A 20,842-nucleotide genomic window follows, 5' to 3' on the forward strand; every position below is an offset into this window, starting at 1 on the left:
TCATCCGTCCGTCGTTGTCAGGGCCGCGCGGATCTGGTGCTTGAGCACCTTCCCGGCGTCGTTTCTCGGTAGAGCGTCCCAGATGACTACCTGTTCGGGTGCTTTGAAGATAGCGACTCCGTGCTCCCGCAGGAAGACGCGAAGGCTGTCCACGTCGGGTTGGGGCTGGTCGTTGGGAACGACGACGGCGCAGGCCCGCTCGCCGGTGCGGGCATCGGGCAGGCCGACGATCGCGACTTCCGCGACGGCGGGATGGCTGATCAGGAGGTCCTCGATTTCCTTGGGCGCGATGTTCTCGCCGTTGCGGATGATCAGGTCCTTGGCGCGCCCGGTGACGACGAGATAGTCGTCGTCGACCCAGCGGCCCAGGTCGCCGGTGCGGAAATAGCCTGCTGTGTCAAATGATTGGGTCTCATCGGTGGTGTGCAGGTATCCGATCAGCATCTGCGGGCCGCGGGCAAGGATCTCCCCGTCGTTGTGCAGCGCGATCTGCGCGAAGCCTGGGCGCCCGTCGGTGTCGGCGGCGCGTGCGGGCTCGTCGGGTGCGCCGACGGTGGTCACCGGGACTTCGGTGGAGCCGTAGACGCGCGTGACGGCGGCACGCTCGAAATAATCTGCCGCCCTGCGGATCAGCGACGGCGAGACCGAGGCGCCGCCGCAGATGAATAGTTTCAATTCTGGCAGCCGCGTTGCGGCACGCTCGGCCGCGGCGAGTAGTTGCTGGAGGAATGGGGTCGCGCCCGCGAGGTGGGTGCAAGCTTCCCGGCCGATGAGGCTCACCGCGGCGTCGGCATCCCAGCGGTCCATCAGCACGGCCGAAGTGCCTAACAGCAGCGGGCATTCGAACGCGTAGATGGAGCCGCCGATGTGGGCGACCGGCGAGGGGACCAGGAACCGGTCACCGGGCCGCACTTGCCAGTGCTCACGCAACTGCGTGAGCAGAGCGTGTATCGAGTTATGGCTGTGCAGGACGCCTTTCGGCCTCCCAGTGGTCCCCGAGGTGTAAAGAATCATCCGCACCGCGTCGGGATCCAGCTCGGGCAGAACGGGATTCGGTGCCCCGGGCAGCGGCGAGTCGCCGCGAACCACGACTACCTCCGGCGGGTCGTCGAGTTTCGGCACGACCCGCTGCAACATCTCCGCGTAGTCGTAACGCCCGAACACCGCGGGCACGAAAACCATCCGGGTGTGCGCATCGCTGAGAATGAACTCCAGTTCGCGGTCACGCAGCGACGGCAGGATCGGGTTGATCACCATGCCGGCGAGTGTCGCCGCGAGGTAGATGACCGCGGCCTCATGCCAATTCGGCAGCATGAACGAGACCACGCTTCCCTGCGGCATCCGCTGCAGCATCGCCCCAGCGAGGGCCGTCGCCTGCTCGTGCAAGCCGCGGCAGTCGATCCGGTGCGCGCCGTCGACCAGCACCACCCGGTCGGGTGTGTCCCGGGCCGCGTCGGCGAGCGAATCGGCGAGGGTTTCGCGCACCCACCAGCCCCGCGCGTAGGCGTCCGCAGCCCGCTCGTCGTCCCAGCGGACCGTCCGGCCGCCGATCACCCGTGTACTGGACATCGCTGCGTGTGAGGTTAGCCGCGCACTCGGCGCATCGTCATCGAGTGGCGAAAGCGCGACGCCGGATGCGTGTTGATCGTCAGCTGGGCCACCTCACCGTCGGACGTCGCGTAGGTGCGGTGCACCTCGAGTCCGGGGCTGCCCGCCTCGACACTGAGCTGCTCCGCCAGGGGCGACGCGATCAACACCGCGGCGATCTCCTGGCGCACCTCGACGATGCTCACCCCGAAAATGTCTTCGACCAAGGGGAAGATCGGCCCGGCGTGCCGCGGCAGTAGCCGGCCGACACCGGCGAAGGTGCGGTTGATGTAGTACTCGGTGCGGCAGACCGGAAACTCGCCGCCGTCAATCCGGCGAAAACCCATGACTGCCAACCACTCTTCGCCCGCATCGAGTCCGGTGCGGGCGGCGAGTTCGTCGTCGACGCGCGTCATGCCGGTCGATTCGATGGCGAACTGTGCGCCGGTGGCGAAGGCCAGCAGGTCGTTGATCGACACGACGTCCTGGACGTAGGAATCCGACGACGGGCGCGGCACCACCAACGTGCCCGCCCGCGGCCGCGATGCAACGAGGTTGTCGTCGCGCAGGCGCCGCAGCGCCTCCCGGACGGTGTACCGGCTGACCGAAAAGCGTTCGCACAGTTGGTATTCGGTGGGGAGCTGCGATCCGACGGGGTAGACGCCGTCGACGATCTCCTTGCGCAGCGCGCGGGCGACCTGCAGATAGCGGTGGTCGGCGGTGTCAGCCATCACGACCGTCCGGCCGGAAAGCCAGCAGGCTGCCGTCGGCGTCGGCGGAGACGTACAGCGTGCCGTCGGGACTCGCGGCGATACCGGCGAACGGGCCCTGCGGACCCGAGAACGGCGGCATGCCCTTCAGCGGTTTGGGGACCACCCCGGGGTTCGCGCCGAGTGGCAACCCGGTCGCGATCGTGTGCCGCGATCCATCGTCGAGATTCACCTCGACCAGTTCCCGGGCGCCGGGGTCGACGACGTACAGCCGCCTTCCCTGCGTCAAAAGCCCCTGTGGGCAACCGAAATCGTCCGCAACAGTCTGCGGTCCGGCACCGGTGAGCGTGACGACCCGGCCGGCGCCGGACTCGGACACCAGCCATCCGCCATCGGGTGCGAGCGCGACCCCGATCGGTTTGTTCAGGCCGGACGCGATCGCGTCGACCCGTCCGTCACGAACCGATACCACGCGCCCGGTGCCGAGCTCGGCGGCCACGACCGTCCGGTCGGCGGCCAGCGCCACCCCGTACAGCTGGTCGAATCCGTCTGCCAGCACGTCGGTTTCGCCATCGGCCGGTCGGTAGTGGGCGATCTGGCCGCCGGAGGTGGTGACCACGAACTCGCCCGGACCGGCCGGGGCCAACCCGCGCAGGAAGCCTGGATATCCGGGCGTGAACAGCATGCCGACCGTCTGGAGGCTGTGGTCGGGGCGCAGCACGTAGAAGTAAGTGCCGTCCGCGACGTACAGGCTGCCGTCGGGATCCACCGCGAGATCGAGCGGCCAGTTCAGCCCGCCCGGCAGCAGCGCCGAGGTGGCCCCGTCGGGCAGGATCTCGGTGATTTCGCCGGTGAAGTTGGAGACGAACAGCCGATCCCCGACAAATGTGCAATTGTCCAGTCCGGGGCTGAGATTCGCGAGCACGGTCTGCGATCCGGTGCGCGGATCGATGCGCAGCACCTGTCCGCTGTGTACCTGCGTCGAGACGATGTGGCCGGCCGCGTCGAACTTCACCGAGTCGGGCACGCCCAGGCCGGTCGCGACGGTCTCCGGCTCACCGCCGTCGAGGCCGATGCGCCAGATTTCGTTGGCGCCCATCACCGGGAAATACAGGAGGCCGTCCGGGCCGACCTCCATCGCGTTGGGCGACGGGATGTTCTCCAGCAGCACCCGCGGCGCGCCGCCGTTGAGGTCGAATTCGTACAGCCGCCCGCCCTCGCGGCACTCGCCGACGAACAACCGGCCCTGGTGCACGGTGATGCCGTTGGCCGACGGGATGTCCGCGCGCAGCACCCGGGTGTGGCCGTCGACGCCGCGGACGCTGACCCGGCCGTCCATCACCTCGGTGGCATAGAGGTCGCCGTTCGGTCCAAAGGCCGCATCGTCGGGCGCGATGATGTCGCCACCCTTGGCGCTGATGACCTCCAATTCGCCGGTGTCCACGTCGAGAGCGCTGATCTGGCTGCCGGTCACCTGCGCGATGTAGATCCGGCCGTCGGGGCCGGTTCGCAGCCCGTTGGCGCCGAACAATCTGCTGGGCGGGGTGAGTCGCTGCATGCGCCAGCCCGTGGCGAGGGTAGGCGACACCCCTGCGCCGGAGCGGCTTTCGTGCAGCAACATCGGTGATGACCTTCCGTGGCCGTTTCAGCCGGTGACGTTAGCAACCGGTTTTGGTCTGGACAATAGGCAGGCAAGCTTCAGGCCGGTGCACTTGACGCTCGGCAATTCGCAGAGAATCATGTTCTCAATTATGCACACGACGATATTTTGTCCGGACAAACGTGGGCAATAATCCACTGAACCTGCAGGGTCGGGTGGTCATCGTGGCCGGTGCGGCCGGTGGCGGTATCGGAACCACCGTCGCCCGGATGCTCGCCGAGGCCGGGGCGACGGTCGTCGCCGTCAGTCGCGGTAAAGCCAACCTCGACACGCACATCTCGCCGTTGGTCGAACAGGGCCTGCCGATCGTGCCCGTCGCCGCGGACGTCGCCACCGAGGACGGCGTGGCGACCGCCGTCGAGCGGGCGAAGGCGGCCGACGGCGAACTGCACGGGCTGGTCAACGTCGCCGGCGGGGCCGGGCCGCAGACCTGGATGCCGTCGACCCGGGTCACCCGCAGCGACTGGCGCGACCTGTTCGCCGCGAATCTGGAGACCGCGTTCTTCATGAGTCAGGCGGTGGCCGCGGAGCTGAAAGTGCAGAACCGCCGGGGCTCGATCGTGTCGATCTCGTCGATCAGCGGAATGAACACCGCGCCGTTCCACATCGCCTACGGCACCGCCAAGGCGGCGATCGCCGCGATGACCCGCACGATGGCCGTCGAACTTGCTGCCGACGAGATCCGGGTGAACGCCGTCGCACCCGGTGTCACCGCGACACCGGCATCGCTCACCTACGTGGACGACGACGCCGAGCGTGACCGCACGGCCATCGCGATGGGTCGCCGCGGCCGACCCGAGGAGATCGCCGGCGCCATCCTGTTCCTGTTGTCGGACCTGTCCAGCTACATCACCGGCCAGACGCTGCTCGTCGACGGCGGCCTGGACCTCAAGTGGACGCACCTGGGCGCCGACAACACCTCACTCTTCCTCAAGGACGACTCGTTTCGAGACGCGATTAGGAGACCGTGATGACCGATCTAGCCAAAGATGTGAATTCCCAAGCAGCGGAGGAACTCTCACGACCGATGACCATCGGGGTCGAGGCCTACATCTCCGAAGACTATGCGCGCGCCGAGCGCGACAAGCTCTGGCGCAAGGTCTGGCAGCAGGTCGGTCGTGTCGAGGAACTACCCGAGGTCGGTAGCTACCTGACCTACGACATCCTCGACGACTCGATCATCGTGGTGCGCAGCGGTCCGAACGAATTTCACGCCCACCACAACGTCTGCATGCACCGCGGCCGGCGGTTGATCGACACTCCCGACGGCGCCAAGAATGCCTGCGCCCGAACGCGAAAATCCTTTGTCTGCGGCTTTCATGGCTGGACCTACGGCCTGGACGGTGCCTGCACCCACATCCGTGAACAGCAGGACTGGCAGGGCGCGCTGACCGCCGACAGCACGCGTCTCCGACCGGTCAGGGTCGAGACCTGGGGCGGCTGGTTGTGGATCAACATGGACCCCGACTGCGAACCCCTGGCCGACTTCCTGTTTCCCGCCGCCAAGATTCTTGATCCGTTCGGCCTGGAGAACATGCGCTACAAGTGGCGCAAATGGCTGTCGTTCGACTGCAACTGGAAGGTCGCGCTGGAGGCCTTCAACGAGACCTACCACGTCTTCACCACGCACCCTGAGTTCAACAAGTTCGGGGAATTCAAGGGCTGGGCGAAAGCACAAGGGCGGCATAGTCATATCGGCTACGACGCTCCCGAGGACATGGAGGCCACCAAGTCCAAGATCCGCCTGGGCACCGGTGCGGACCCGCGCATCTCGACCGCGGAGATGCAGGTCTACACGATGGAGGAGACCAACGCCACCACCACCAAGACCTTGGTGAACGCGGCGAAGCGGCTGGTCGACGAACTACCCGAGGGGACGCCGGCCGACAAGGTCCTCGAGCATTGGCTGGCGTCGGCCCGTCGCGACGACGAGGCCCGCGGGGTGGTCTGGCCGACGATTCCCGCCGACATTCTCGGGCAGGCCGGGACCGCGTGGCAGATCTTCCCCAACTTCCAAATCGGCCAGGGCCTGACCAGCGCGCTCTGTTACGGCGCGCGGCCGCACCCCAGCTACAACCCGGACAAGTGCATCTTCGAGGTGTCGGTTTTCGAGCTGTACCCGAAAGGCGAAGAGCCGCAGACGGAGTGGGAGTACACGCCGGTCGGCGATCCGCGGTGGCGGTCGGTGCTGCCGCAGGACTTCTCGAACATGGCCGCCGTCCAGCAGGGCATGAAGTCGCTCGGCTTCCCGGGCACCAGGCCCAACCCGTACCGCGAGCGCAGCACCGTGAACCTGCACTACCAGTTGTCGAAGTACATGGGAACCGGCGAACCACAGGAGCTTTGAGATCGATGACAACGTCCGAGGCGGCCTGCGGGCCCACCGACGTACCGCAGGACGTCGACATCGACGCGACGCGGGCCAAGTATGCCCACGAGCGCGACAAGCGTCTCCGTAAGGATGCCGGTGCACAGTACCTCGAACTCGAGGGCGACCTGGCCGACCTCTACGAGGTGGACCCGTACACCCCGGTCGCCGACCGCGCCCCGATCAAAGAAGAGATCGAGGTGGCCGTCCTCGGCGGCGGCTTCGCCGGATTGCTATCGGGCGCCTACTTGAAAAAGGCCGGCGTACACGATGTTCGGGTCATCGACATGGCGGGCGACTTCGGCGGCGTGTGGTACTGGAACCGCTTCCCGGGCATCCAGTGCGACAACGACGCCTACTGCTACATCCCCATGCTCGAGGAACTCGACTTCCTGCCGAGCAAGAAGTTCGCCGACGGCGCCGAGATCTTCGCGCACTGCCAGGCCATGGGCAAACACTTCGACCTCTACGACGGCGCGATCTTCTCGACGCAGGTCGAGACCATGCGCTGGGACGACAGCGATAAGCGCTGGCGGCTGACCACCAACCGCGGCGACGACATCCGGGCGCGGTTCGTGGTGATGGCGCAGGGCTCGTACAACAAGCCGAAACTGCCCGGCATCCCAGGTATCAAGGAGTACCTGGACGCCGGCGGCCACGCGTTCCATTCCGCGCGCTGGGACTACGACTACACCGGCGGCGATGCGACCGGCGGCCTGCACAAGCTCGCCGACAAGCGGGTCGCACTGGTCGGCACGGGTGCCACCGGCGTGCAGCTGGTGCCGCATCTGGGCCGGGATGCCCAGCAGCTCTTCGTATTTCAGCGCACGCCGTCGTCGGTGGACATGCGCGCCAACACGCCGACCGACCCGGCCTGGGCGGCGACGCTGCAGCCGGGTTGGCAGGAGGAGCGCAAGCGCAACTTCCACAACTGGTCGCCGTTCGTCGGGGTGGTCTTCGGCGAACCGGATCTGGTGTGCGACTTCTGGACCGAGTTGGGCCGCAACATGACCGCCCGGATCGCCGCCAGCCCGGATCCCGCCTCACTGGGCATCGAGCAGATCATGGCGATCCGAGAGGGCGAGGACTACAAGATCATGGAGCGGCTGCGGCAACGGGTGGCCGACCTGGTCGCCGACCCCGAGACCGCCGAGGCGCTCAAGCCGTACTACCGATTCATGTGCAAGCGACCATGTTCCAGCGAGACGTACCTGCCGGCCTTCAACCTGCCCAACGTGACGTTGGTGGACGTATCGGAGTCCAAGGGTGTGGAACGGCTGACGGAGAAGGGCATCGTCGCCAACGGCGTTGAGTACGAGGTGGATTGCGTCGTATTCGCCAGTGGATTCGAGATCTCGACCGAGATCAGTCGGCGCTTCGCGGTCGACGTCATCGAAGGTCGCGACGGACTGTCACTGTTCGACTATTGGCACGACCGCTACCAGACGTTGCACGGCATGACGACCCGCGGATTCCCAAACCAGTTCTTCACCGGCTTCATCCAGGGCGGCGTATCGGCCAACACCACCGCGATGTTCGAGCAACAGGCCGAGCACATCGCCTACATCATCGCCGAAGCGCAGAAACGCGGTGCGACCACCGTCGAACCCAGCCAGGAGGGCCAGGACGGCTGGGTCAAGACGGTCGCGGAACTCGCGATCGACAATTCGGCATTTGAGATGTCCTGTACTCCGGGCTATTACAACAACGAGGGCGCAGGCGGCGGCAAGGACAACGGCGCGTTCCTTGGTGACTTCTACTCGCCGGGCTTCTACGCATTCGGCGATCTGATCGCCGAGTGGCGGGCCAGCGGCGACTTGGAAGGGCTCGAGATTTCGTGAGCGAGTTGCGGTTCGACGACCGCGTCGCCGTCGTCACCGGCGCCGGCCGCGGGTTGGGGTGCGCCTACGCACGACTGCTCGCCGAGCGCGGGGCGAAGGTCGTCGTCAACGACCCTGGCGGCGGTCTCGCCGGCGACGGGGCGGACTCCGCGCCGGCCGAGCGGGTGGTCGATGCCATCCGAGCGGACGGCGGCGAGGCCGTCGCGTGCACCGGGTCGGTGGCCACCAGTGACGGCGCCGCCGCGATCATCGGCACGGCGCTGGAGCACTACGGCCGCATCGACGCTTTGATACACAACGCCGGCAACGTGCGCCGCGCCCCGCTCGCGGAGATGTCATCCGAGGACTTCGACGCGGTGCTCGACGTTCATCTGCGCGGCGCATTCAACGTTGTGCGACAGGCTTTCCCGGTCATGACCGGGGCTGGCTACGGGCGGATCGTGCTCACCTCGTCGATTGGCGGACTGTACGGCAACCACGAGGTCGCCAATTACGCCGCGGCCAAGGCCGGCGTGATCGGGTTGTCCAACGTCGTCGCGCTGGAGGGTGCGCCCTACGGCGTGGCGTGCAACGTGATCGTGCCCGCGGCGGTCACCAGGATGGCGGAAGGCATCGACACCTCGGCCTACCCGCCGATGGGACCGGAGCTGGTGGCGCCCGTGGTCGGCTGGCTGGCACACGAGTCCTGCTTGGTGACCGGTGAGATGTATGTCGCGTTGGCGGGCCGGGTGGCCCGGGCGGTCATCGCCGAAAGCCCCGGCGTGTACCGGCCGGCATGGACGGTCGAGGACGTCGCCGGCCATCTCGATGAGGTTCGGAACATGCAGGCGCCGTTGACCTTTCCCGTCGTACCCGACGGCCACAATGAGCACATTCGGTACAGCTTCGGATTGGCGAACGGTGGCTAGCCCCGCGGGCCCGCTGGCCGGGGTGCGGGTGGTCGATCTGACTGCGATGGTAATGGGACCGTACTGCACGCAGATTATGGCCGACATGGGCGCCGATGTCATCAAAGTCGAACCGCCGCAGGGAGATAACACCCGCTACATCTCTGTCGGGCCAGCGCCCGGCATGAGCGGGGTATTCGTCAACGTCAACCGCGGCAAGCGCGGCATAGTGCTCGACCTGCAGACCGACGCCGGCAAGCGTGCGTTGCGGGCTCTCGTAGAGACCGCCGATGTGTTCATCCACTCGATGCGCGCCAAGGCGATCGCCAAACTCGGCTTCGGTTACGACGACGTCGCCGAGATCAATCCGGGTGTCGTGTACACCAACTGCTACGGATACGGACGCCGGGGACCGGACCGCGACCGCCCCGCCTACGACGACACCATCCAGGCCGAATGTGGTTTGCCCGCAGTGCAAGAGCAGCTGACCGGCCAAGCCGATTTCGTCGGCACCATCATGGCCGACAAGGTCGCCGGCCTGACTGCGCTGTACGCCACGATGATGGCGCTGTTCCATCGGCAGCGCACTGGCGAGGGTCAAGAGGTCGAGGTCGCCATGTTCGAGACCATGGCGTCGTTCATCCTCGTCGAACATGCCAACGGCGCATTGTTCGATCCGCCGCTGGGACCCGCGGTGTATCCGCGCACCGTCGCGCCCAACCGGCGCCCCTACCGCACCAGTGACGGCCATGTCGCGGCGCTGATCTACAACGACAAACACTGGAACGCATTCATCGACGCGGTCCGGCCGCCCTGGGCCAGCGACCGGTACGCCACCCTGGAACAGCGTGCCCGCGAGATCGACACCGTCTACGGACTTCTTGCCGAGACGATGAAAGAACGCTCCACCGCCGAGTGGCTGGAGTTGTTGCGCGAACTCGAGATACCGGCCGCGCCGCTGAACACCCCCGGCGCGCTCTTCGACGATCCGCACCTCAACGCCGTCGGGATGTTCGAGACCGTCGAGACCCCGCACGGACCGGTGCGCTTCCCGGGCGTGCCCACCTGGTTCTCGCGGACACCAGGCAGCGTCGCGGGACCGGCGCCGGAACTCGGCGAACACACCGCCTCAGTCCTCGACCAACTGGGCTTTGCTCACGAAATAGATTGCAAATAAAGGAGTTTCCCATCATGACGGTGCCCGTCTACAAGCGCATCCTCGACCTGTTCGAGGCCGAAGGGGTGAACACCCTGTTCGGCATCCCCGACCCCAACTTCGTGCACATGTTCGCCGAGGCCGACGCGCGTGGATGGTCGGTGGTCGCCCCGCACCACGAACTCAGCGCGGGCTTCATGGCCGAGGCGGCCTCGCGGATGACCGGTCGGCCCGGTCTGTGCATCGGCACGCTGGGCCCGGGCATGGCCAACATCGCGGGTGCGATCCAGTGCGCGAAAGTGGAGAACTCGCCGGTGATCTTCCTCGGCGGTCAGCGGGCCCGCATCACCGAACGCCGGGTGCGGCGCGGCCGTATCCAATTCGTCCGCCAGGAACCGCTTTTCGCAGCCTCGGTCAAATACAGCGCCTCCATCGAGTACGCCGACCAGACCGACGAGATCATCCACGAAGCGATCCGCCAGGCGATGTCCGGCACGCCCGGTCCCGTCTATGTCGAGTACCCGTCGCATGTCATTCTCGAAGAGCTCGATGTGGCAGAACCGTTGCCGCCCAACCGGTATCGGCTTGTCAATCAGGGCGCCGGGGCACCCGAGGTCGCCGAGGCCGTGAAACTCATCCGCGAAGCGAAGAGCCCGATCCTGCTGGTGGGCCACGGCGTGCACACCTCGCGCACCGGTGCCGCGGTGAAGGAGCTCGCCGACCTGATGGCCTGCCCGGTCATCCAGACCTCCGGGGGCACGTCCTACATCCCGGGGCTGCAGGAGCGAACCTTTCCCTACCTGTTCTCCCCGGCCGCCAACGAGGCGGTCGAGGAATCCGACCTGTGCGTCGCGTTGGGAACCGAACTCGGCGAGCCCATGCACTACGGCCGGACCCAGCACTGGGCGGGCAACGACGAGAACCGTAAGTGGGTGTATGTCGAGCAGGACCCGGCCGCGATCGGTGTCAACCGCCAGTTCGACGTGCCGCTGGTGGGGGACCTGCGCGGCGTCGTGCCGCAACTCGTCGAAGCGCTTCGGGACACGCCGCGCGACCCGTCCGCCAACCTCGACAAGCTCGTCAACGCTGACGCCGAGGAACTCGCGCAGCTTGCGGTCAGTGCGCCCTCGGGACGGTCGCCGATCCACCCGGCGCGCTACGTCGTCGAGTCCACCAGGGCGTTCAACGATCTCGAGGACGGCATCCTGGTCCGCGACGGTGGCGCGACCGTCATTTTCCAATGGACGTACTCGCAGTCCAAGCCGCGCGACGTCATCTGGAACCAGAACTTCGGTCACCTCGGCACCGGTTTGCCCTACGCGGTGGGCGCCTCGGTTGCCGAGGGTGGCAAGCGGCCGGTGATGCTGCTGACCAGTGACTCGGCTTTTCTCTTTCACATCGCCGAGCTGGAAACCGCTGCACGCCTCAACCTTCCGCTCGTCTGCGTAGTGGGTGTCGACCATCAGTGGGGCCTCGAAGTGGGCGTCTACAAGCGCACGTTCGAACAACCGTCGCCACAGCCCGGCGTGCACTGGAGCAAGGATGTCCGGATGGACAAGATCGCCGAGGGCTTCGGCTGCCACGGCGAGTACGTGGAGAAGGAAGACGAGATCGGACCTGCCATCGCCCGCGCCTACGCCAGTGGGAAGGTCGGCGTGGTGCACGTGTGCATCGACCCGAAGGCCAACTCCGAGGAGATGCCGAAATACGACCGATTCCGCACCTGGTACGCCGAAGGCACCCAGTAAGCGCTGCGACTAAGGAAGAGTGCAAGCCATGCGCGAATACCTGAAGTTCTACGTCGACGGACACTGGGTCGACCCGTTGCAGCCCAACCCTTTCGACGTGGAGAACCCGGCAACCGAGCAGTTGTCCGGGAAGATCTCGCTCGGCACTGCGGCCGACCTCGACGTGGCGGTACATGCCGCGCGGCGCGCCTTCGCGAGTTGGTCGCAGTCAACCCGCGAGGAGCGCCTCGATCTGTTGCAGGCGATCCTCGTCGAGTATCAGAAGCGTTCCGATGACCTCGCCGCGGCGGTCACCGACGAGATCGGCGCCCCAACCTCTTTGGCTGCGGGGGCGCAGGTCTTCCTCGGCATCGGGCACCTGAGCACAGCGATCGAGGCGCTGAAGAACTTCTCGTTCGAGGAACGCAAGGGCGAGAGTCTGATCGCCAAAGAGCCAATCGGTGTCTGCGGGTTGATCACACCGTGGAACTGGCCGATCAACCAGGTGGCGGTCAAGGTCTATCCGGCGTTGGCAACCGGCTGCACCGTCGTCCTCAAACCGTCTGAGGTGGCGCCGTTTTCGCCGTACATCTTCGCCGAGATCCTCGATGCCGCGGGCGTGCCGGCCGGTGTGTTCAACCTCGTCAACGGTGACGGCCCCGGGGTGGGGGAGGCAATCGCGAGCCATCCCGACATCGATCTGGTGTCGTTCACCGGGTCGACCCGTGCCGGCATCGAGGTGGCCAAGCTTGCAGCTCCGACCGTGAAGCGGGTGACTCAGGAACTCGGCGGCAAGAGCCCCAACATCGTGCTCGACGACACCGCCTTCGCCACCAGCGTCAGCGCGGGTGTGGCCAACATGATGCCCAACTCGGGCCAGAGCTGTAATGCGCCGACCCGGATGCTGGTCCCGAAATCTCGCATGGGCGAAGCGATTTCCGCCGCCCGAGAGGCCGCCGAGAAAGTCACCGTCGGACCTCCGGACGCGGGAACAACGATCGGGCCGGTGGCGTCGCGGGCGCAGTACGAGAAGGTCCAGCGCCTGATCCAGAAGGGTGTCGACGAGGGCGCGACGCTGGTCGTGGGCGGTCCGGGCCGACCGGACGGTCTGGACACGGGCTACTACGTCAAGCCGACCGTCTTCGCAGACGTCACCAACGACATGACCATCGCGCGCGAAGAGATCTTCGGGCCGGTGCTGTGCATCCTCGGCTACGACGACATCGACGACGCGGTCCGGATCGCCAACGACACCGAGTACGGCCTCGCCGGCTTCGTGTCCGGGGCCGACCTCGATGCGGCCCGCCAGATCGCCCGCCGAATCCGTGCGGGCTGGGTGACGATCAACCACGCCTTTGACATGAACGCACCCTTCGGGGGTTACAAGCGCAGCGGCAATGGCCGGGAGTGGAGCGAATTCGGTTTTCATGAATACCTGGAAGTGAAAAGCGTTTTGGGCTACACCCCGGAGGGAGCCACGCAGTGAAATGCCGCGCCGCGGTGATCCGCGGTGTCGGTATGGACTGGGAGATCGAAGAGATTGATCTCGATCCGCCCCGCGCCGGTGAGGTGCTGGTGCGGATGGTCGTCGCCGGCGTCTGCCACTCGGACGACCACCTCTTCACCGGCGACGTGGTGCCGACAGCCGAAGCGCTGGCCGCGAGCGGGCAACCCGCACCGGACTGGTTCCCGCTACTCGGTGGCCACGAGGGCGCCGGTGTCGTCGCGGAAGTCGGGCCGGGAGTGACCGCCGTCCAGCCCGGCGACCACGTCGCGCTGTCCTTCATTCCCGCGTGCGGCAGCTGCCGGTTCTGCGTCGACGGGCAGAGTTACATCTGCGACATCGGCGCCAGCCTCTTCGTCCGCGAGATGCCGACCGACGGAACCTGCCGCCGCCATCTCGGCGACGAAAACCTGCTCGCCTACGGACAACTCGGCACGTTCGCCGAGTATGCGGTGTTGTCGGAGAAGTCCGTCATCAAGATCGATGAGGCGATTCCGTTTCACGCCGCGTCGCTCGTCTCGTGCGGGGTCAGCACCGGCTGGGGTTCGGCGACGGTGTCCGCGGAGACCGAACCCGGCGACACCGTGGTCGTCATCGGCGCCGGCGGCGTCGGGATGAACGCGGTGCAGGGCGCGCGCGCCGTCGGCGCCAAATACGTCGTCGCCGTGGATCCGGTTGAGTCGAAGCGGGATTCGGCGAAGATCTTCGGCGCCACGCACAGCGCCGGATCCGCGGAGGCGGCGATACCCGTGGTGCGCGAGATGACGGGCGGCCTGATGGCCGATCGCGTCGTCATCTGCCCCGGGGTGGTGCATGTCGATGTGATCCCGCAGGCGATGGCGTTGCTGCGCAAAGGCGGGATCTGCGTGCTCACCGGCATCACCCCGTACACCGAACCGCCGGTGCCAATGGTCCTGCAGGAGATGACGCTGTCGGCCAAGCAACTCCGCGGCGCGCTTTACGGCGGAATGAATCCGCGCACCAGCGTGCCGATGCTGCTGTCGCTGTACCAGGCGGGCGCGTTGAAGCTCGACGAACTGGTCACCAAGCACTACCAACTCGACCAGATCAACGAAGCTTTCGTCGACCTGCGTGAAGGACGCAACATCCGCGGAATCATCGATTTCGCGGGTGCCTGAGCCAGCCAGTCGGCGGCAACCGTGGCATGGTTCTTGGTGGTCGAGCATGCCAGCGTCGCCATGTTCGACCCCGCCGGAGCTGCGGTCGGTTCCGCGAGCAGACGCAAATTTGCGTGTAGCAAAGGCTTTTCGTGCGATTCCGCGTCTGCTCGCCGGCGGACGCGCCCGTGTGTCTGACGCCGATACGCTCCGACCGCGCTTAAGCTGACGCCTGAGACAGTAGGGACGCATGGGGTAACAGCGAAGGACGCCCGAGCATCGTTGGAGAGGTGAACACAGAACCGGCCGGGGCGTTCCCCGTGCCGGTTCATTCTGCGCGGAAGCCACGCTGGGTGGCCCCGCCCCCGGCCAGCAGGCCGACCCGGAAGCCGAACGACTCCGACGACCGACGCTGCCCAGGCATCCGAGCACTCGACGGGCTGCGCGCGGTGGCCGTCGGGCTGGTGCTCGCCGACCACGGGGGCATCCCCGGCATGGCCGGCGGATTCCTCGGCGTCGACGTGTTCTTCGTGCTCAGCGGCTTCCTGATCACCTCGCTGCTACTCGACGAACTCGGCCGGACGGGCCGCGTCGACCTGGGCAACTTCTGGATTCGCCGTGCCCGCCGGCTGCTGCCGGCGCTGGTCCTGATGGTCCTGACGGTCGCTGTCGGCCGGCAACTCTTCTCGCCAGAGGCGGTCGCCAGCCTGCGCAACGACGCCGTCGCCGCCTTCTTCTGGGTCGCCAACTGGATGTTCGTCGCGGACAAGACCGGCTACTTCGCGCAGGGCTCGCCGCCGTCGCCGCTGCAGCACGCCTGGTCCCTCGGCGTCGAGGAGCAGTACTACATCGTGTGGCCGTTGATCCTGGTCGCGGTCGCCGTGGCACTCGCTGCCCGCGCGCGGCGCCGCGACACGAAGGCGTCGGTGGGCGCCGTCCGGTTGACGATCTTCCTGCTCGCCACGCTCGGGGCGCTCGGGTCCGCGGCGACCGCGATCCTGCTCGCGTCCGACTCCACCCGCGACCGGGTCTACTTCGGCACCGACACCCGCGCCCAGGCGCTGCTGGTCGGCGCGGCGGCGTCGGCACTGCTGGTCGGCGACTGGCCCGCGCTGAACCGTGGCTGGCCGCTGATTCGCTCCCGGACCGGCAAGTGGATCGCGCGGACGCTGCCGGTGATCGGCCTGGCGCTAATCGGGGCGGCGGTGCATTACGCCACCGGTAGCGCCCGTGAATTCCACTACGGGTTGCTACTCGCCGTCGCGGTGGCCGCCGCGCTGGTGATCGCGCCGGTCGCCCTGGATCAGCGCGGACCGGTCGCCACCGTGTTGGCCTGGGGTCCGCTGGCCTGGCTCGGCGGCATTTCCTATGGCATCTACCTATGGCACTGGCCGATCTTCCTGGTGCTCAACGGACAGCGGACCGGATGGCATGGCCTGTCGCTGTTCGCGGTCCGCTGTGCCGCGACGCTGGCGGTGTCGGTGGTGTCGTGGTGGGTGATCGAGCAGCCCGTCCGCAAGTGGCGTCCATCGCGAGTGCCGTTGCTGCCGCTGGCCGGGGCCACCGCCGCGACGGCCGCGGCCGTGACGCTGCTGGTGGTGCCGGTCGTGCCCAAGGCCGGCGTCAGCGCGCTCGACTCCAGCCTGCCGCCCGGGGTGTCGCCGGTGGCGGTGGTGTCACCCTCGACGCCGGACGGTGTGCGGCCCGCGCGGGCGATCACCAAGCGTGACCCGCGGCGGCCGTTCACCGTGTCGGTCTTCGGCGACTCCATCGGCTGGACGATGATGCATTTCCTGCCGCCGACGCCGGGATTCCAGTTCGTCGACCACACCGTGATCGGATGCAGCCTGGTCCGCGGCGGCCCGTACAGCTACCTCGGCCAGACGCTGGACCAGAAGAGTGAATGCGAGAACTGGCCCGGCCGTTGGACATCGCAGATCGCCGTCGATCAACCCGACGCCGTGCTGCTGGTGATCGGCCGCTGGGAGACCGTGGATCGGGTCAACGAGGGACGCTGGACCCACATCGGCGACCCGGCCTTCGACTCCTACATCAGCGCCGAGCTGTCCCGCGCGATCAACATCCTCAGCTTCAGCGGGGCGCCGCTGACCGTCGCCAACCTGCCGTACAGCAGGCGGGGGGAGCGGCCGGACGGCAGCCTCTATCCCGAGGACCAGCCGCAGCGGGTGGACGAGTGGAACACCATGCTGGGCAAGACGATTGGCGACCGCCCGGACGTACGCGTGCTCGACCTCAAGAAGAAGCTCTGCCCAGAGGGCACCTACACCGCCGACGTCGAAGGCATCCACGTCCGCAGCGACGGCGTGCACCTCACCGAGGCGGGCGTGCAGTGGTTGACGCCCTGGCTCGAGCAGTCGCTCAAGCCGCCGCCGTCACGCTAGCGGCGATCGCTAGGTCGCGTAGCAGCTGAGCTCCATGCTGTCGCTGTCCCGGACAGCGAAATTGAAACTCACGTAGGGGGTTTCGCTGCTGTGCACGTAGTCCAGGTACGACCGGGTGTCCGGGCTCTCGGTGTTGTCCGCGATCACCAGCGCACCGGGCGACAGTTTCGGCTCCAGCAGCTTGATCACCGGCAGGTACAGCTCTTTCCAGCCGTCGAGCAGGACGAACTCGATCGGCCCGTCCAGGTCGGCGAGCGTCGACAGGGCGTCGCCCTCGAGCACGGTGATCAGGTCGTCGAGACCGGTGTCGGTGAAGGTCTGCTTGGCGGCAGCGATCTTGGGCTCGTTGATCTCGGTCGTCACCACCCGACCGGAACCATTGTCGCGCACCGCCGAAGCGAGGTGTAGCGCCGAAATGCCAAAAGACATACCGAATTCGACGATGGTGGCGGGTTTGGTCGCCCGCACCAGCGAGTACAGCAGTCGGCCGGACTCCGGCGTGACAGGAATGTAGAACTCGCTCATCGCGTCGGCGCGTTCCTTGACGGTCGCGTCCGCGGACATGTTCGGACGCCGCTCGCGCAGCGTGGACATCTGCTCCTGCGCCTCGGCGTACATCCGGTGCAGGGTGTCGGCGACTGCGGGTTGTTGCAATGTAGTAGCCATGTCGACCAGCCTAGGCGTTAATGAACGCTTGCGGGCACTTCCCTATCTCATGATGTACGGGAATTGCGAGTGGGGGTGCAGGCCGTGAAGTTCTCGGCAGGACGGCGGTTGGCGCTGCTCGTGGTCCTTAATGCCGTACTTACGAGCGAGTTCGGCGCCGATGAGGGTTTGGCCGCTGAGGTCGGCTAGGTCGGGGTCTTGGTAGAGGCGGTCGATGATGTGGCCGGTGAATTCGGGGGTTTCGGCTTCGTCGAGGATGTGGCCGAGTTTGGCGGGGTTGGCGGCGATGATGTCGCGGACCCGCTGCGTGAGTAGCGACCCCATCCAGATCGAGGCTGTGGCGATGCCGGTGTCTCGGAAGTCGACGGCCATGTCGGCGGCCATCTTGTCGACGGCTGCCTTAGGGACTCCGTAGGCGGGTCCGAAGATGTAGTGCATCGCTCCAGGTGATGAGGTAAAGACGACGAGGCCTTTGTTCTGGGGCAGCATCAGGGGTGCGGCGTAGACGGTGGCGACGTAACTGCTGCGTACACCGACGACGAGGGTGTCGATCACCGTGAGTGGTTCTTCCCAGAATCGGGTGCGGCTCATCATCTGGTCGCGGACGGTGGCGGCGTTATTGACCAGGATGTCGAGTTTGCCGTGGTCGCGGGCGATGCGGTCGAACAGGTCGTTGACTTGGTCGTCGTCGGCGTGGTCGACGCGGACGGGGATGCCCACTCCGCCGAGGGCGGTGACTTGTGCGGCGGTGTCGTCGATGGTTCCCGAAGCTGCTGTGCCGCTGCTGTTTGGGTGCGGCCGGTGACGTAGACGGTGTAGCCGTGGCTGCCCAGGGCGCGGGCGATTCCTGCTCCGGCGCCTCGGCTGGCGCCGGTGACGACGGCGATGCGGTCGTGATCGGGCATGGGTGCCTCTCCTGTGTGTGGGGGCGGGCGGGGTCAGGGGTGGATGACGGCGGTGTCTTTGAATTCGGTGATGGGGCGGGCGAGTCCCTGGGTGTCGCAGATCTGTTGCAGTTTGTCCACGGTTTCGTCAACACCTGGTCCGAGCCGTGGTCCGGGTGTGAAGTCGGCCGGTAGGTGACGCATGCCTTGGATGACGCCGATGGTGTCGTAGTGCACGGTGCCGGCGGGGTCGCATCGGTAGTCGGGTAGGCGGTCCAGGACGGCGGTGAGCATGGATTTGAACACGGTGCGGGCGACGTTGGAGCCGATGCAGCGGTGAATACCGAGTCCGAAGCTGAAGTGGCGGTTGGCTTTTCGGTCCAGGATCATGGTGTCGGGGTCGTCGAAGGTGGCGGGGTCGCGGTTGGCCATGGCCCAGGACAGCCAGAGCCGTTCGCCTTCTTTGAGCGGGGTGTCGCCGAGGTGCATGTCTTCGGAGATGGTGCGTGCGTCTCCGGGTGCGGGGGTGAAGTAGCGCAGGAATTCTTCGGTGGCTGGATTGAGCAGGGTGTCGCGGTCGCGGCTGAGCCGGTCGCGTTCGTGGGGGTGGTCGGCGAGCCATTCCAGGGCGTGCGCGGTCAAGGCGGTGGTGGTGTCGAATCCGCCGCCGATCAGCAGGTTGAGCATGCCGATCAGTTCGATGTCGGGTGCGGGTTGGCCGTCGATGCGCAGTGTGGCGAGCGCGTCGATGATGCCGGGGCGCGGATGGGCACGGATTTCGGTGAGGTTGGTCCACAGGTCGATGCCCATGGCCATGTAGAGCTCGCGCACTCGGGCGGCGTCGGGTGAGTCGGGCGGGGTGTAGACCGAGGCGTGGGCGGGCTCGTTGTACATCTGCCACTGTGACAGCGGAACTCCGAGCATGGCCAGGGTGAGTACGGCGGGGACGATGTTGGCCAGGTCGTCGACGAAATCGATGTGACCGCCCTCGATGTAATCATCCAGGCATGCCCGTACGATCTCGTCGACGAAGGGTTCCCAGCGTTTGACCGCCGCCGGGGACAGGTAGGGGTTGAGCGCGGAGCGGTACTGGCGGTGCTCGGGGTCGTCCATCTCCAGCATGCCGCCGCGAAAATTTTCGGCCTCGATCATGGTGGGGATCGAGATGCCTTTGTAGCCGCGCCGTTCGCCGCGCACGTCGTGATCGTTGGAGACGTGCGGGCAGCGCGCCAGTTCGAAGACTTCCTGGCTGCCGGCGGCGACCCAGTGCCCGCCGTAAGTGTCGCTCCATGCGATCGGGCACCGCTGCTGCAACTCGCGGGTGATGTCGAGGAATTGGTCGCGGTACTGCGGCGTGTGCCGATCGAAGTGGTAGCTCGGACGCGAATTCGCTTGCGAAGGAGGGGTACTCATCGGCGGCTGCGGTGGTCGGTGCGGGTAACCCGCGTCCGGGTGTGGGCGCTGAGTGTTCGATGCGTCACAGCACGGTTCCCTTCATGAGATCAGGCTGACAGGGAACGCGACGCATCCCCGGGTCGGTGACGGACTGGTGTAACTAGAGGACTGCGCCGCCGTTGACACCGATGACCTGGCCGGTGACGTAACTCGACTCGTCCGAGCACAGGAAGGTCACCAGAGCGGCGACGTCTTCACCGGTGCCGAGTCGCCCCGCGGGAATGGCCCGGGTCAACACCTCGGCAGGCGGAAGTTTCTTGGCCTCTTGCTGGGCGCGCAACATCGGGGAGTCGATGACGAACGGCGGCACGGTGTTGATCGCGATGCCCAGCGGCGCGTATTCCTGGGCCACTGTTTTGGTCAATGCGATGACACCGCCTTTGGTGGCCGCATAATGACCTTGTCCGACAGCACCTTTCTGCCCGGCCGCCGAGGAGATCGTGACGATGCGGCCCCATTTCGCGGCCGCCATGTCCGCCAACGCTTCCTGCAGACACAGGAAGGTGCCGGTGAGGTTGATCGCGAGGTAGCGGTTCCACTCCTCGAAGGTGATCTTGCGGAATGCGGTGAACCCGGCGATCGCGGCGCTGGTCACCAGGATTTCCACCGGCCCTAACGCCTCGCGCACCGCGCGGAATCCGCGTACCACCGAGACGGGGTCGGAGACATCGGCTTGCACCGCGACGCCGAAGGCGCCGTCTGCCTGCAGCTGGGCGGCGGCTTTCTCGGCGGCTTCACCGTCGATGTCGATGATGGCGACACTGCGCCCGGCGTGGGCCAGTTGGGTGGCAATGGCCAGTCCGATTCCCGATCCCCCGCCGGTGACTACCGCGACCCGATCCACCGCTGCCACCTGAGGCTCCTCATACACTCGTAC

General features: G+C 66.6%; 15 protein-coding genes and 1 pseudogene. 9 read left to right on the forward strand and 7 right to left on the reverse strand.

Going from position 1 to position 20,842, the window contains the following annotated elements; translation table 11 throughout:
- The 3 genes from PT015_RS18610 to PT015_RS18620 are packed head-to-tail and all read right to left on the reverse strand — an operon-like array spanning position 1 to position 3,918.
- The gene (locus PT015_RS18610) at positions 1-1,569 is read right to left on the reverse strand and encodes an AMP-binding protein (RefSeq protein ID WP_285186406.1); all 1,569 of its coding nucleotides are present in this window, start codon (positions 1,567-1,569) and stop codon (positions 1-3) included.
- A 14-nt stretch (positions 1,570-1,583) separates the two neighbouring features.
- Positions 1,584-2,318: a GntR family transcriptional regulator gene (locus PT015_RS18615; protein WP_285186407.1), complete on the reverse strand. Its 735-nt coding sequence runs from the start codon at positions 2,316-2,318 to the stop codon at positions 1,584-1,586.
- Positions 2,311-3,918: an SMP-30/gluconolactonase/LRE family protein gene (locus PT015_RS18620; RefSeq protein WP_285186408.1), complete on the reverse strand. Its 1,608-nt coding sequence runs from the start codon at positions 3,916-3,918 to the stop codon at positions 2,311-2,313. Before PT015_RS18620 ends, PT015_RS18615 begins: the two co-directional genes overlap by 8 nt.
- A 161-nt stretch (positions 3,919-4,079) precedes the next feature.
- Here PT015_RS18620 and PT015_RS18625 point away from each other — a divergent pair, with 161 nt between their 5' ends.
- The 9 genes from PT015_RS18625 (at position 4,080) to PT015_RS18665 (ending at position 16,960) form a co-directional block, all read left to right on the forward strand.
- Positions 4,080-4,928: an SDR family NAD(P)-dependent oxidoreductase gene (locus PT015_RS18625; protein WP_285186409.1), complete on the forward strand. Its 849-nt coding sequence runs from the start codon at positions 4,080-4,082 to the stop codon at positions 4,926-4,928.
- On the forward strand, positions 4,928-6,304 hold the full coding sequence (locus tag PT015_RS18630; RefSeq protein ID WP_285186410.1) for an aromatic ring-hydroxylating oxygenase subunit alpha: 1,377 nt from the start codon (positions 4,928-4,930) through the stop codon (positions 6,302-6,304). Before PT015_RS18625 ends, PT015_RS18630 begins: the two co-directional genes overlap by 1 nt.
- A 5-nt stretch (positions 6,305-6,309) precedes the next feature.
- Positions 6,310-8,166, forward strand: a complete 1,857-nt coding sequence (locus tag PT015_RS18635; protein ID WP_285186411.1) for a flavin-containing monooxygenase — start codon at positions 6,310-6,312, stop codon at positions 8,164-8,166.
- Positions 8,163-9,074: an SDR family NAD(P)-dependent oxidoreductase gene (locus tag PT015_RS18640; RefSeq protein WP_285186412.1), complete on the forward strand. Its 912-nt coding sequence runs from the start codon at positions 8,163-8,165 to the stop codon at positions 9,072-9,074. Before PT015_RS18635 ends, PT015_RS18640 begins: the two co-directional genes overlap by 4 nt.
- Before the next feature lie 13 nt (positions 9,075-9,087).
- Positions 9,088-10,230: a CaiB/BaiF CoA transferase family protein gene (locus PT015_RS18645; RefSeq protein ID WP_285191170.1), complete on the forward strand. Its 1,143-nt coding sequence runs from the start codon at positions 9,088-9,090 to the stop codon at positions 10,228-10,230.
- 14 nt (positions 10,231-10,244) lie between these two features.
- Positions 10,245-11,957 (forward strand): thiamine pyrophosphate-binding protein, encoded by a 1,713-nt coding sequence (locus tag PT015_RS18650; RefSeq protein ID WP_285186413.1) that lies wholly within the window; start codon positions 10,245-10,247, stop codon positions 11,955-11,957.
- A gap of 28 nt (positions 11,958-11,985) precedes the next feature.
- Complete coding sequence (locus PT015_RS18655; RefSeq protein ID WP_285186414.1) at positions 11,986-13,422, forward strand: aldehyde dehydrogenase family protein; 1,437 nt, start codon at positions 11,986-11,988, stop codon at positions 13,420-13,422.
- A 14-nt stretch (positions 13,423-13,436) separates the two neighbouring features.
- Complete coding sequence (locus tag PT015_RS18660; protein WP_285191171.1) at positions 13,437-14,579, forward strand: NDMA-dependent alcohol dehydrogenase; 1,143 nt, start codon at positions 13,437-13,439, stop codon at positions 14,577-14,579.
- A gap of 332 nt (positions 14,580-14,911) precedes the next feature.
- Entirely contained in the window at positions 14,912-16,960 is a 2,049-nt protein-coding gene (locus PT015_RS18665; RefSeq protein ID WP_390887857.1) for an acyltransferase family protein, read from the forward strand.
- A 9-nt stretch (positions 16,961-16,969) separates the two neighbouring features.
- Here PT015_RS18665 and PT015_RS18670 read toward each other — a convergent pair whose 3' ends face one another.
- The 4 genes and pseudogenes from PT015_RS18670 to PT015_RS18685 form a co-directional block, all read right to left on the reverse strand.
- On the reverse strand, positions 16,970-17,626 hold the full coding sequence (locus PT015_RS18670) for an O-methyltransferase (protein WP_285186415.1): 657 nt from the start codon (positions 17,624-17,626) through the stop codon (positions 16,970-16,972).
- A 42-nt stretch (positions 17,627-17,668) separates the two neighbouring features.
- A pseudogene (locus tag PT015_RS18675) lies at positions 17,669-18,531 on the reverse strand (SDR family NAD(P)-dependent oxidoreductase).
- A 33-nt stretch (positions 18,532-18,564) separates the two neighbouring features.
- Positions 18,565-19,923: a cytochrome P450 gene (locus PT015_RS18680; RefSeq protein WP_285186416.1), complete on the reverse strand. Its 1,359-nt coding sequence runs from the start codon at positions 19,921-19,923 to the stop codon at positions 18,565-18,567.
- Between the two features lie 142 nt (positions 19,924-20,065).
- Positions 20,066-20,809 (reverse strand): SDR family NAD(P)-dependent oxidoreductase, encoded by a 744-nt coding sequence (locus PT015_RS18685; protein WP_285191173.1) that lies wholly within the window; start codon positions 20,807-20,809, stop codon positions 20,066-20,068.
- Between the last annotated feature and the right edge of the window lie 33 nt (positions 20,810-20,842).

This window comes from Candidatus Mycobacterium wuenschmannii (genome assembly GCF_030252325.1).
Lineage (GTDB): Bacteria > Actinomycetota > Actinomycetes > Mycobacteriales > Mycobacteriaceae > Mycobacterium > Mycobacterium wuenschmannii.

What these genes read in the sequence shown, in the direction of transcription:
- PT015_RS18680 (WP_285186416.1), bottom strand. Translation starts at nt 19,923, where the DNA reads ATGAGTACCCCTCCTTCGCAAGCGAATTCGCGTCCGAGCTACCACTTC.
- PT015_RS18670 (WP_285186415.1), bottom strand. Translation starts at nt 17,626, where the DNA reads ATGGCTACTACATTGCAACAACCCGCAGTCGCCGACACCCTGCACCGG.
- PT015_RS18630 (WP_285186410.1), top strand. Translation starts at nt 4,928, where the DNA reads ATGACCGATCTAGCCAAAGATGTGAATTCCCAAGCAGCGGAGGAACTC.
- PT015_RS18615 (WP_285186407.1), bottom strand. Translation starts at nt 2,318, where the DNA reads ATGGCTGACACCGCCGACCACCGCTATCTGCAGGTCGCCCGCGCGCTG.
- PT015_RS18635 (WP_285186411.1), top strand. Translation starts at nt 6,310, where the DNA reads ATGACAACGTCCGAGGCGGCCTGCGGGCCCACCGACGTACCGCAGGAC.
- PT015_RS18610 (WP_285186406.1), bottom strand. Translation starts at nt 1,569, where the DNA reads ATGTCCAGTACACGGGTGATCGGCGGCCGGACGGTCCGCTGGGACGAC.
- PT015_RS18620 (WP_285186408.1), bottom strand. Translation starts at nt 3,918, where the DNA reads ATGTTGCTGCACGAAAGCCGCTCCGGCGCAGGGGTGTCGCCTACCCTC.
- PT015_RS18650 (WP_285186413.1), top strand. Translation starts at nt 10,245, where the DNA reads ATGACGGTGCCCGTCTACAAGCGCATCCTCGACCTGTTCGAGGCCGAA.
- PT015_RS18655 (WP_285186414.1), top strand. Translation starts at nt 11,986, where the DNA reads ATGCGCGAATACCTGAAGTTCTACGTCGACGGACACTGGGTCGACCCG.